The organism is Halorubrum sp. Boch-26, from assembly GCF_029889805.1.
Classification (GTDB): Archaea; Halobacteriota; Halobacteria; order Halobacteriales; family Haloferacaceae; genus Halorubrum.
Genome location: NZ_JARANT010000025.1, coordinates 19,914 through 30,957 on the forward strand (window position 1 = coordinate 19,914; position 11,044 = coordinate 30,957).

The following is an 11,044-nucleotide window of genomic DNA, read 5'->3' on the forward strand; positions in this document are numbered from 1 at the left end:
CGCGAACGCGACGCGACCGCGGAGGCGGATCGGAGATGGTGAGTCCGGCCCGCGTCGACGCGCTCACCGACCTCGCGTACGGCGCGCTGATCATCCTGTCGATCGTCCTCATCGCGACGCTGAACGGGACCGATGTCGGTGTCGCGTTCGGGATCGGTGTGTTCGCCTCCTACGTGGTCCACGTCGTCTGGAAGATGGCACGGTTCGATCCCGACTGGATGACCCGGGAGGTCGCCGACCAGGTCGGTAAGGAAGTCGAGAAGAGCGTCGGCGACACCGTCGGCAAGGAAGTCGAGAAGAGCGTCGGCGACACCGTCGGCAAAGAAGTCGAGAAGACAGTCAGCGACACCGTCGGCAAGGAAGTCGAGAAGACAGTCAGCGACACCGTCAGCAAGGAAGTCGAGAAGACCGTCGGCGACACCGTCAACAAGGAGGTCAGCGGGGTCGCGGACGACGTCAGCGAGGAGGTGACCGGGAAAGTCGAGGAGACCGTCGGCGAAACCGTCGAGAAGACCGTCGAGGAGACCGTCGGCGACACCGTCGAAAAGACCGTCGGCGAGAAAGTCGAAGAGACTGTCGAGAAGACCGTCGAGGAGACCGTCGGCGAGAAAGTCGAGGAGACCGTCGAGAAGACCGTCGAAGAGACCGTCGGCGAGAAAGTCGAGGAGACCGTCGAGAAGACCGTCGAGGAGACCGTCGACAAAAAGGTCAAGGAAACGGTCGGCGAGAACGCCGAGAAGACGGCCGGCGAGAAGGTCGAGGAAACGGTCGAAAAGACCGCGGAAGAAAAAGACGAAGAAGCCGACCAAGACCGGCGAGACGACTCGTAACACCGGGTACCCGAGCGGCCGGGCGATCTGCGGCCCACCATTTTACCGGATCCGTAGTTTTGCCCCCTCTGTTTTGGACATTCCGAAGGCCATAAACCGAAACAGCCGTTATCAAGGAGTAGACGCATGGGCCAGCACGATTTAGATCGGAGTCTCGGATTGTATCCGACGATGATGATCAGCATGGGCGCGATGATCGGCAGCGGAATTTTCGTGCTGCCGGCGCTTGGGTACAAAAAGGCCGGGCCGGCGGTGATCCTCGCGTACGTACTGGCCGCGCTCGTCGTGTTGCCGGCCGCGCTGTCGAAGGCCGAGATGGCGACGGCGATGCCGGAGTCCGGAGGGACGTACCTCTATATCGACCGAGCGCTCGGGCCGCTGTTCGGGACGATCGCCGGGATCGGCGCGTGGTTCTCGCTGGTGTTCAAAAGTTCGTTCGCGCTCGTCGGACTCGGCGCGTATCTGCTGCTTTTCGCGCCGCTCTCGCAGGGAGCGGTAGTGTACGTCGCGCTGACGCTGGCGGTCCTCGTCGTCGCCCTGAACATCTCGGGAACGAAGATGAGCGGACAGATTCAGGCGATCATCGTCACGCTGGTCGTCGCGGGGCTGCTGGCGTACGTCGTCAACGCCGGGTTCATCGTCGACACCGCCCGGTACACTCCGTTCACGACGGACGGGGGCGGCGGCGTCGTCACCGCCGCCGCCTTCGTCTTCGTCTCGTACGCGGGCGTCACGAAGATCGCGAGCGTCGCCGAGGAGGTGAAGCACCCGGGGAAGAACCTCCCCCGCGCGATGCTCGGCTCCATGGGAATCATGACGCTCCTGTACATCGGCGTGGTCGGCGCGATCATCGGTCTGAGCGACCCGGAGGTGTTGAAGACGGGCGGACCGGGCGGGACGGCGTCGCTCACGCCGATGGCCGACGGCGCGGGCGCGCTCCTCGGCGGGGTCGGAGTGCTGTTCATCTCCGTGATCGCCGTCGTCGCGCTCACGAGCATGGCGAACGCCGGCGTCCTCTCCTCCTCGCGGTTCCCCCTCGCGATGAGCCGTGACGACCTCCTGCCGCCCGCGCTCCGGACCATCGACTCGCGGTTTAAGACCCCGCGAAACGCCGTGCTGCTCACCGGAGTCGTGCTGCTGTTGCTCATCGCGTTCGTCCCCGTGATCGAGCTGGCGAAGCTGGCGAGCGCGTTCCAGATCCTCGTCTTCTCGTTCGAGAACATGGCACTGGTCGCCTTCCGCGTGGCGGACGTGCCCTCCTACGAACCCGAATTCACCGCCCCCGGATACCCATTCGTCCAACTGTTCGGCTTCGTCGCCGGTATCGCCTTACTCACGCAGATGGGAACGGTTCCGATCCTCGGAGCGGTCGGAATCATCGCCGGGAGCGCGCTCGTGTACGTCGCGTACGGACGGCACAGAACGGACCGAACCGGAGCGATCGGGACGATCCTCCACGCCCGCCGCGGCGAGGAGGACGACGGAGTCGCCTCGACGAAACCGGAGTGAGAGAACGGAGGCGGACGACCGGTCGGGCCGGTACCTGAGACGGAGTCAGTAGTCCCTGTTGACCAGGATCACCGGATCGCCGGTTTCGTTGGCGATCCGGTCCGCCAGCGTCCCGAAGATGCGGTCGCCGAGCCTAGACTCCGGCTCGTACATCACGACCGCGTCGTACTCGGCCGCGGTACGGAGGATCTCCTCGTCGTGTTCGCCGCCCTCGACGACCAGCGTGTCGACCGCGTCGGCGTCGAACCCGTCTTCGATCAGACGCTCTCGGGTCTCCGCGACGACGGCCTCCCCGTCCTCACGAGATTGGTCGTCCTCGACGACGTGGAAGAGGGTGATGCGCTGTGTCGAGTCCTCGCTCAGAACCCGGATGAACCTCGGAAGTCGATCGAGCTCGGCGACGTCCGGCAGGGGCACGAGGATTCGTCCGATCCCCTCGGTCGGAGCGGGGTCGAGCTCGGCGACGCACCCCTCCTCGGCCGCGATCTGCTGGATCGCGGCCGCCCGGTCCTTCCCGAACACCAACCGCGTCCGGACCGACGCGCCGGCGTCCGTGAACGCGCCCGCGATCTCGTCGAGCGTCGCCTGCGCGGCCTCGCCGAACTGCTCGCGCGCCGAACTGGCCGGCGTCTGTTCGGGGAGGTCGTAGTGGCCGAGGATAACGACCGAGAGCGACGACAGGTCCTCGATCAACACCGGCGACAGGGGCTCGGGGTCGGGGAGTTCAAGCGGAACGAGGATCGTGTCTGCCATGGCTCGTCGTTGCGGACCCAGAATAATAAACCGGGGAGACTCACGACGTCGCCGTCGGAGTCTCGTCCCCCTCGGCGAGGAACGCTTCGAGGACGTCGTCCTCGGACGATTCCTTCGGAAGCACGGTGACCACGTCGTCCGGTCGGATCGTCGTGTCGTCGACGGGGTGGAGGATCGATCCGTCGCGCTCGATCGACGTCACGATAGCGTCGCTCGACAGAATTCCGTCGGCCTGCGCCTCCGACGGTGAGCGACCCACGATCGGTGCGTCGTCGGTGACGCACACCTCGATCACGGCGGTCCCATCCGCGAGCGTGACGGTGTCCGTGACCACCGACCGCTTGGAGTCGTCTGAGAGGAACCTGGAGTACGGGGTGTGCAGCTCCGTCTGGAGCAGCTCCTCGTCTTCGATGCGGATGTCGAGTCCGGAGAGCGCGCGGGCGATCTCACGGAGGTCGCTCGTCTCCTCGCCGACCGCGACCACCTGGAGGTCCCGGCGACCCGCCATCAGCACGCGGACGTTGATCACGCCCGGGATGGACCGGGCCGCAAGCGCCAGCCGCTCCCGCTCGTCGGCGGGAACGGTACACATGAACACCGATGTGAGCCGTCCGCCGGCCTGCTCGAAGTCGACGATCGCGGTGTACCCGCGGATCACGCCCGCCTCTTCGAGGCGTTCGATCCGGTTCCGAACCGTTCCCGCCGAGACGTTCATGCCTTCCGCAATCATCGGCGCGGAGGTGTTTCGCGCGTCCGACATCAACGCGTGGATGATCTGCCGATCGATGTCGTCGAGGTGGTGGCTCACGGTCGACCGCCTCCCGGTCCGTTCGAGAACAGACCGCGCCGTCGAAGGGTGGTCATGTCGGATCGTAGCCGCTAGGCCGTAATATGGCTTACTCACGGAGCGATCGGAGGCTCCGCACCCGGCCGCGCGGAGGCGATCCGACCGTTAGCGGTACCGGATCGCCGACGGAAACACCGCGGATGGAGTTCGACGTGATCCGAGGTGACATCGCCGAACAAAACGTCGACGCGCTCGTGAACGCCGCCGGAACCAGCCTTCGGATGGGAAGCGGCGTCGCCGACGCGCTCCGCCGGAACGCGGGCGGGCCGATAAACGAGGCCGCCGTCTCGAAGGGGCCGATCGGCCTCGGCGAGGTCGCCGTCACCGACGCGTACGAGCTGGACGCCGACCGCGTGATCCACGCCGCGGTGATGTCCCATTACGGCGACGGGTGCGCGACGCCCGAGAGCGTCGACGAGGCGACTCGGAACGCGCTGTCGGCCGCCGAGGGGTAGACGCGGTCGCGCGGAGAGAGAGGGAGAGCGGCGCTACTCGTCGCCGAACATCTGGCGCATGAGAGGAGAGCTGTGTTCAGTTACTGAACATAGCGGAGAATTAGTCCGGATATGCTTTGCCGCCTGATCTGCTCAAATCAAGAGATACAGTAGAGAACTCAATAAACAATTCCAAATTAGCCTATTTTGAAATAGGCTATTCGGAAGTATTATTTTCTGTCACGGTGGAGTAGGTGTATGAACCAGTTCGTGAATCGGGAAGACGAACTCTCTCGGCTACGCGGATGCTACAAATCCGACGACGCGGAGATGGTCGTGGTTTTCGGTCGGCGACGCCTCGGGAAGACACAACTCGTCCAGCACTCGCTCTCCGACCGTGACGACGCCGTCGTCTATCAGGCCACGGAGACCACTTCCCAGATACAGCTTGACGAGTTCGTCGATGTCGCCTCCGAAAACTTTCCCAGGATCACGCAGATCAAACAGAACTGGGAAGCGCTGCTCGGATATCTGGGGGATCAGGACGGAATCGTGGTCCTTGACGAATTCCCCTACCTCATCGACGCTGACGAAAGCCTTCCGTCAGTCATTCAGCGACTGTGGGACCAGCGTCTCCAGAACACCTCGGGAACGTTCGTTCTGGTCGGGTCGTCGATCAGTATGATGGAAGAAGCGACGCTTCTCGGGAGCAGTCCGTTATATGGACGATTCACGGAACGACTTGACCTCCGGCCCCTCGATTTCGCCGCTGCACAGGAGTTCGTTCCGGACGAGTATTCGCCCGAAGAGCGGATTTTCACGTGGGGGATCTTCGGTGGCGTTCCGTACTATCTCGATGGCGTCGATCTCGGACGGGACCTCGGAAGAGTTCTCACCGAGGAAGTCCTCTCCCAGAAGGGGTATCTCCATAACGAACCGGAGTACGTGCTCCGCACCGAACTCACGGATCCGAACCGATACTTTGCGATCCTCACCGCCATCGCTGCCGGAAAGACGACGTCGAACGAGATCGCTCAAGCGATAGGAATCGATGGGAAGCAGATATCGACGTACACGCAGAAGTTGGAGCGTCTGCGGCTCATCGAGCGAGAAGTCCCGATCACCGAAGAGAAGGCGAAGTCACGCCGGGGGCGCTATCGAATCCTGGATCCGCTGTTCCGGTTCTGGTTCCGTTTCGTCTACGGCAAGGAAGATCGATACGAACGACTCGGAGAGAATGCCTACGGCGCGGTCATTGAGCCGGAGCTCCCGGATTTCGTGAGTCACGAATTCGAGAGACTTTGTCAAGACGCACTCCCGGGCCTCTACCCCGCAGAGACGTTCCTCGATATCGGCCGCTGGTGGTACAAGGAACATGAAGTCGATGTCGTCGGATTCACCACCGACGGAACGATGGTTGCGGGTGAATGCAAGTTCACGAACGCTCCGCTTGACTACGGAGCTCTCGCCTCGCTCGAAGACCATGCCGCCGAGATTCGATGGACGCCGGACACCGATGAGAGAAGCATCGAGTACGCGTTATTCACCCGAAATGGTGCGACACAGTCGGTTCGAGAAGCTGTGTCCGAGCGCGATGACGTACAACTGTTCGAGCTCGGGGATGTTACGGAACACGCGTAACGGCGCTCTCAAACGCCAAGAGGCGAGAGAGGATCGATAGCTGGCACTCAGAATCGAACGAGTCGCAGAACCGACTACGTGAGTTCAATAAAATTAGCGTAAGAACGCCTAGAACGCCCGGTTACGTTCGAGTTGTTCTTACTCGTTGCCGAACATCTGGCGCATGTTACATGAAGTTCTAGTCTTGTTCTATAAAACTAGTGTCACAATCATAGTGGATCAGCGGATTCTCCGAAACGGACGCGGAAAAATAAAAGATGTTCCGTGAGCGAGGTCCTTGTTAATCCAAGTGCTGTCTTAGAGCTCGTCAAAATATTGTTCAACGTATGGATGAAGCTTGTTGAATGGCGGATGGAAGAAGTCAAGCGCGCTATGTTGGTCGTCACCAGAGAAATCGGGCTCGGCGTGTTTGAGATGGCAACAATACGCGGTAGCCACGTAGTGTTTCGAGTCAATTCCCTCAATCTCGGACGTATCGTAGAAGTGCTCGTAGGTACCAAGACACTCGTCAATAACGACCGATTCTCCGAGTTCTTCCTTGGCGACGCGGTGGACAGCCTCAGTCCGGGATTCATTCTTCAGTACCGTTCCACCGGGCACGAACCATTCCCCTTTGGCGGGATCGTTTTCGCGTTTGCCCAAGAGAATACCGCCATCATATTCGACGACAAGATCAACGGAGACGAGTGGAACGTTCTCTACGATTGCCTGCCAGTCGGGCGGCGGGATCGGTTTCTCCTCGGTAGGCATCGTCAGTCCAAGTAGTACTCGACGGTTCGTTCGAGGCCCTCTTCGAACGTATATTCCGGTTCCCAGCCGAGTGCTTCGATTTTCTCGGTTTCGAGTGCGTAGCGCTGGTCGTGGCCGGCGCGGTCCTCGACGAATTCGATCAGGTCGTCGTCTGCCCCGACGGCGTCCAGAATCGCTTCGGTGACTTCGAGATTCGTCTTCTCCGCGTGGCTCCCGATGTTATAGATCTCTCCCACTTCCCCCTCCCGGAGGACCACGTCGAGTGCTCGGCAGTTATCCTCTACGTAGATCCACTCGCGGACGTTCGACCCGTCGCCGTAGACGGGCAGGTCCTGGCCGTCGGCCGCGTTCTGGATGAATTTCGGGATGAGTTTCTCGGGGTGTTGACGGGGACCGAAGTTATTACATGTCCGCGTGATGAGAATGGGGAGGTCGTGAGTCGTCTGGAAGCTCTGGGCGAGGAGGTCTGCACCTGCCTTCGTCGCCGCATAGGGGTTCCGGGGATTGAGTGGATCGTCCTCAGAGAACTTCCCGTCGAGGACCTGGCCGTACACCTCGTCGGTCGAGATCTGGAGGAAGCGCTCGATATTTGCCTCGTTGGCAGCGTCGAGGAGGGTCTGGGTACCCTGGACGTTCGTCGTGACGAAGGGTTTCGCACCCTCGATTGACCGGTCTACGTGTGATTCCGCCGCGAAGTTGACGATTGCATCGACGTCGGAAACGAGGTCCGTGACGAGATCTCGGTCGCGGATATCACCTTCGACGAACTCGTGGCGTGGATCGTTGAGAACGCCATCGAGGTTTTCCTTTGAACCCGCATACGTCAGTGCGTCCAGAGTGACCACTTCGTCGTCCTCGTGTTCGTTGAGAAGGTAGTGAACGAAGTTTGAACCGATGAATCCGGCACCACCAGTGACGAGTACTCGCATAGTATGACCATGTTCGCAGTACCTATTTACATTACTGTCTGAACAATACAGTATGCGACTCCTTGTTGTCGGTGCCAACGGTCTCCTCGGTAGTAACGTCGTACGTGTAGGTCAGCAACGCGGGTGGAAAGTCTCTGGAACCTATCACTCAACGCGACCGGCGTTCGACATTCCACTCACACAGTTCGATCTCCGAGATTGTGATTTGTTTGACGACATCCTTACCGAACACAATCCAGACGTGGTCGTCAACTGTGCTGCAATGACGGATGTCGATGGCTGTGAAACGAATCCGGAACAAGCGAATATACTCAACGGCGACGCACCGGGTGGACTGGCCGCTCACTGTGACGCGAATGATGTTAAATTCGTTCACATTTCGACCGACTATGTCTTCGATGGGACCGAACGTGATCCGTACAGTGTGTCAGCAGACACGAACCCGATACAGATGTACGGCAAGTCGAAGCTAGTAGGCGAACAGGCGGTCACCGAAGAAACCATGGACGCGCTCGTGGCTCGGTTCTCGTTCGTCTGGGGTATCCACCGTAGTAGTGGGGATCTCACGGGTTTTCCGGCATGGGTTCGCGGCCGGCTCCTCTCAGGCGAAGACGTTCCGTTGTTCACGGATCAGTGGGTAACGCCGACGCGTGCCGGCCAAGCCGCCGAAACACTGCTTGAACTGATTGAGCACGACGCCACTGATCTCTTCCATATCGCGTGTTCGTCGTGTGTTACCCCCTACCAGTTTGGGGAGGTGATTGCCGATCACGTCGGCAGCAGCGAGGAATTGCTCATCGAGGGATCGATGGACGACGTCGAACGAGACGCGACAAGACCGCCGTACAGCTGCCTCGACGTCCAAAACGTGGAATCAGAGCTTGACCGTGCCCAACCGACGTTACGCGAGGATGTCGAAACTGTCTGGAACGCGTTGCATTAGATCTGGTAGCGGTCCCGGTTTTCGAGGAAATGTTCGCGTGCGTCCTCGGGGAGGTCCTCAAAGCGGACAACTTCCTGACAGCCGAGTCCTGGACACTTCATCACGCGGCTATCTTCGAGTTGGTTCGCTGCAACGACGGTGCCACAGGCCGGACAGGTATGAGTGATGATGCGCATCGTTAGAGTTTGAGTTGGGAATTCTCACCGACGACGAGCCGGCGGCCCTCCGGAAGGAGTTCGTCCGCGCTCCCGACATTGGCGTTGCGTCCGAGTAAGCTATCTACGATACGGCCATTGGTGGTGATTTCAGAATCACCGATGACGACGCTATTCTCGATGTGGATATCCTCTAATGTGGAGTTCGCACCAATCGACGTGTACGGACCAACGTACGCCCCGCTCTTGATGGTCGTGTTCTCTGCGATGGAGACGGGACCACGAACGACAGCACCGTCTTCGATGACCGAGGAGTCCGCAAGTTCGATACAGCCGTCGGTCTGTGCGCCGTCTTCGACGACGCCTGCCGTATTCAGTTCAGTATCTTCGAGGACAAGACGGTTTGCCTCTAGAATGTCCTGGGGTTTCCCGGTGTCCTTCCACCAGCCCGTGACAATGTGAGAGTCGATTTCGTAGCCGTCTTCAAGAAGATCCTGGATGGCATCCGTTATTTCGAGCTCGCCACGCCACGACGGTTCGAGCTCGTCGATGGCGTCGAAGACTGCGGGTGAGAAGACATACATCCCGATGAGTGCGAGGTTTGTTGGCGGCTCGTCAGGTTTTTCGATGAGCTCGGTGACGTTGCCCTCGTTATCTACATCTGCGATGCCGAATGCCTGCGGGTCGTCTACTTCTTGGAGGGCAATTCCTGCGCCGTAGTTACCCGTCTCAAAGCTCTTTACGAGCTCGGTGACGCCCGATTTCAGGATGTTGTCCCCGAGGTACATCACGAAATCATCGTCACCGACAAAGTCTTTTGCACAGCCCGCAGCGTGTGCGAGTCCAAGTGGGTTCCCCTGGACGATGTACGTAATATCCACGCCATATTCGGATCCGTCACCGAAGAGTTCCTGTATCTCGTCGCGGCCCTTGTTTCCGAGGATGACACCGATTTCGGTGATGCCGGCTTCCTTGAGATCCTCAATTGCGTATTCGAGGACGGGTTTGTTTGCGACTGGGACGAGCTGTTTCGGTCCCGTGTGAGTAATTGGACGTAGGCGCGAGCCTGTTCCCCCCGAAAGGACTACCCCCTTCATTATGCGTGGGGTTCTTCTTCCCAGTCTAAAGGTATTTCGTCTGTGTCATATGGAATCCGTTCCTCGTCGGGGCTGTCGTAGTCGTAGAGCTGCGTCGGGTAGTTGATGAGAAGCGACGGCTTGTCGCCGATGGCTTTGAACCCGTGCCAGCAGTCGCCCGGGATGCGGATCATCTGCGGGTTGTGTTCCCCGATGACGAACGTGTTGAGTTCGCCTTGGGTGGTGGAGTCCTCACGGTCGTCGTAGACGCCGACTTTGATGCGGCCTTCGGGACAGACGAAGTGGTCGATTTGGCCTTCGAGGTGGCGGTGCCAGGCACGGATGATGCCTGGGTAGGTCATCGAGTAGTAGGACATCTCCGGGGAGATGTCGTACTCGTCCCAGTCTTCGCGGTACACCTCGACGAGGTGGCCGCGCTCGTCGGGATTTACTTGGAGGTCGCGGACTTCGAGGTCGTGGATCATCTGTATAGAATTCAATTTGAGTACAGCGCCATAGACGTAGTGGTTACGACAAATGATAGACGGTCCAATATTTTGGCTCTGTAGTTTCGGTACACGGCGGCGGATTTCACGGGGATCGGACGCAACGACGAAGGTTGTAGACGGTGGCTTTCAGCAGCATTTCGCGAAACTCTAGCACCAACTTTGCGCACGCACGGCGGATCCGAGCGTGCGCTTGATCGACGAGAGGACGTTTTCTGACATGGAACGTTGGTGGTACCGATCACCGTCCATGCGGGCGTTGTGGGCGTGATCGAGTGGATTCATGATCCGATGTTTAATCAATGGTCTGATGCCGTTTTCGCGGAGTTCATCGCGGAAAGTCTTTGCTTCGTACCCGCGATCAGCAGCGAGGCTCCGCAGGTCTCCGGCGTTGAGGCGACCTACGGGCCGATCTTCGCATCGTGTTTCTTTGAGGTTGCCGTGTTGAACGCAAGACGGCGGCAACATCGGATTTTTGATATTCGATCTTCTACCGGTAGCAGCGCTTTAGCTGTGGATTCTCAGATCGGACGATTCGATTCGAGCGGAATTATGCGGCGACCAAAGCATCAGTTTCACAAGATACCAGATAAAGCATGAGGTGGACGATGGCGATGCCTCTCTCGGATACATTCGGAGAAGGGGAGCAGGCGGCGAGCTCTAACTCGCCG

The 11,044-nt window shown here is 59.8% G+C and carries 11 protein-coding genes and 2 pseudogenes; 5 read left to right on the plus strand and 8 right to left on the minus strand.

What is annotated here, in order from left to right; genetic code table 11:
• Nucleotides 1–35: 35 nt before the first annotated feature.
• Both OQF71_RS05600 and OQF71_RS05605 read left to right on the plus strand, forming a co-directional pair.
• Nucleotides 36–830, plus strand: a complete 795-nt coding sequence (locus OQF71_RS05600) for a hypothetical protein (RefSeq protein ID WP_280586376.1) — start codon at nt 36–38, stop codon at nt 828–830.
• Nucleotides 831–956: 126 nt separating this feature from the next.
• Nucleotides 957–2,339, plus strand: a complete 1,383-nt coding sequence (locus OQF71_RS05605) for an APC family permease (protein ID WP_280586378.1) — start codon at nt 957–959, stop codon at nt 2,337–2,339.
• A 45-nt stretch (nt 2,340–2,384) separates the two neighbouring features.
• On the opposite strand, the gene OQF71_RS05610 is transcribed toward OQF71_RS05605, so the two are convergent.
• Nucleotides 2,385–3,092, minus strand: a complete 708-nt coding sequence (locus OQF71_RS05610; RefSeq protein WP_280586379.1) for a universal stress protein — start codon at nt 3,090–3,092, stop codon at nt 2,385–2,387.
• A gap of 40 nt (nt 3,093–3,132) precedes the next feature.
• Entirely contained in the window at nt 3,133–3,900 is a 768-nt protein-coding gene (locus OQF71_RS05615; RefSeq protein ID WP_280586381.1) for a winged helix-turn-helix transcriptional regulator, read from the minus strand.
• Between the two features lie 179 nt (nt 3,901–4,079).
• Here OQF71_RS05615 and OQF71_RS05620 point away from each other — a divergent pair.
• Nucleotides 4,080–4,388, plus strand: a pseudogene (locus OQF71_RS05620) (macro domain-containing protein); the annotation flags it as partial.
• Nucleotides 4,389–4,631: 243 nt separating this feature from the next.
• Nucleotides 4,632–6,014, plus strand: coding sequence for an ATP-binding protein (locus OQF71_RS05625; RefSeq protein ID WP_280586382.1), 1,383 nt, complete (start codon nt 4,632–4,634; stop codon nt 6,012–6,014).
• Nucleotides 6,015–6,311: 297 nt separating this feature from the next.
• Here OQF71_RS05625 and OQF71_RS05630 read toward each other — a convergent pair whose 3' ends face one another.
• Nucleotides 6,312–6,764, minus strand: a complete 453-nt coding sequence (locus OQF71_RS05630; protein WP_280586384.1) for an NUDIX domain-containing protein — start codon at nt 6,762–6,764, stop codon at nt 6,312–6,314.
• Nucleotides 6,765–6,766: 2 nt separating this feature from the next.
• A complete protein-coding gene (gene rfbB / locus OQF71_RS05635) occupies nt 6,767–7,693 on the minus strand; it encodes a dTDP-glucose 4,6-dehydratase (protein ID WP_280586385.1) in 927 nt (308 codons plus the stop codon).
• Between the two features lie 52 nt (nt 7,694–7,745).
• On the opposite strand from rfbB, the gene rfbD reads away from it, so the two are divergent.
• Entirely contained in the window at nt 7,746–8,636 is an 891-nt protein-coding gene (gene rfbD / locus OQF71_RS05640; RefSeq protein ID WP_280586386.1) for a dTDP-4-dehydrorhamnose reductase, read from the plus strand.
• Here the strand turns inward: rfbD and OQF71_RS14605 are convergent.
• The 4 genes and pseudogenes from OQF71_RS14605 to OQF71_RS05655 form a co-directional block, all read right to left on the minus strand.
• Entirely contained in the window at nt 8,633–8,812 is a 180-nt protein-coding gene (locus tag OQF71_RS14605) for a hypothetical protein (protein ID WP_345781993.1), read from the minus strand. The two genes, rfbD and OQF71_RS14605, sit on opposite strands and share 4 nt — an antisense overlap.
• Nucleotides 8,813–8,814: 2 nt before the next feature.
• A complete protein-coding gene (locus OQF71_RS05645) occupies nt 8,815–9,888 on the minus strand; it encodes a glucose-1-phosphate thymidylyltransferase (protein ID WP_280586387.1) in 1,074 nt (357 codons plus the stop codon).
• Nucleotides 9,888–10,352: a dTDP-4-dehydrorhamnose 3,5-epimerase family protein gene (locus OQF71_RS05650; RefSeq protein WP_280586388.1), complete on the minus strand. Its 465-nt coding sequence runs from the start codon at nt 10,350–10,352 to the stop codon at nt 9,888–9,890. Before OQF71_RS05650 ends, OQF71_RS05645 begins: the two co-directional genes overlap by 1 nt.
• Nucleotides 10,353–10,458: 106 nt before the next feature.
• Nucleotides 10,459–10,810: pseudogene (locus tag OQF71_RS05655) on the minus strand (transposase); the annotation flags it as partial.
• Between the last annotated feature and the right edge of the window lie 234 nt (nt 10,811–11,044).

What these genes read in the sequence shown, in the direction of transcription:
- OQF71_RS05600 (WP_280586376.1), top strand. Translation starts at nt 36, where the DNA reads ATGGTGAGTCCGGCCCGCGTCGACGCGCTCACCGACCTCGCGTACGGC.
- OQF71_RS05605 (WP_280586378.1), top strand. Translation starts at nt 957, where the DNA reads ATGGGCCAGCACGATTTAGATCGGAGTCTCGGATTGTATCCGACGATG.
- OQF71_RS05610 (WP_280586379.1), bottom strand. Translation starts at nt 3,092, where the DNA reads ATGGCAGACACGATCCTCGTTCCGCTTGAACTCCCCGACCCCGAGCCC.
- OQF71_RS05625 (WP_280586382.1), top strand. Translation starts at nt 4,632, where the DNA reads ATGAACCAGTTCGTGAATCGGGAAGACGAACTCTCTCGGCTACGCGGA.
- OQF71_RS05630 (WP_280586384.1), bottom strand. Translation starts at nt 6,764, where the DNA reads ATGCCTACCGAGGAGAAACCGATCCCGCCGCCCGACTGGCAGGCAATC.
- rfbB (WP_280586385.1), bottom strand. Translation starts at nt 7,693, where the DNA reads ATGCGAGTACTCGTCACTGGTGGTGCCGGATTCATCGGTTCAAACTTC.
- rfbD (WP_280586386.1), top strand. Translation starts at nt 7,746, where the DNA reads ATGCGACTCCTTGTTGTCGGTGCCAACGGTCTCCTCGGTAGTAACGTC.
- OQF71_RS14605 (WP_345781993.1), bottom strand. Translation starts at nt 8,812, where the DNA reads ATGCGCATCATCACTCATACCTGTCCGGCCTGTGGCACCGTCGTTGCA.
- OQF71_RS05645 (WP_280586387.1), bottom strand. Translation starts at nt 9,888, where the DNA reads ATGAAGGGGGTAGTCCTTTCGGGGGGAACAGGCTCGCGCCTACGTCCA.
- OQF71_RS05650 (WP_280586388.1), bottom strand. Translation starts at nt 10,352, where the DNA reads ATGATCCACGACCTCGAAGTCCGCGACCTCCAAGTAAATCCCGACGAG.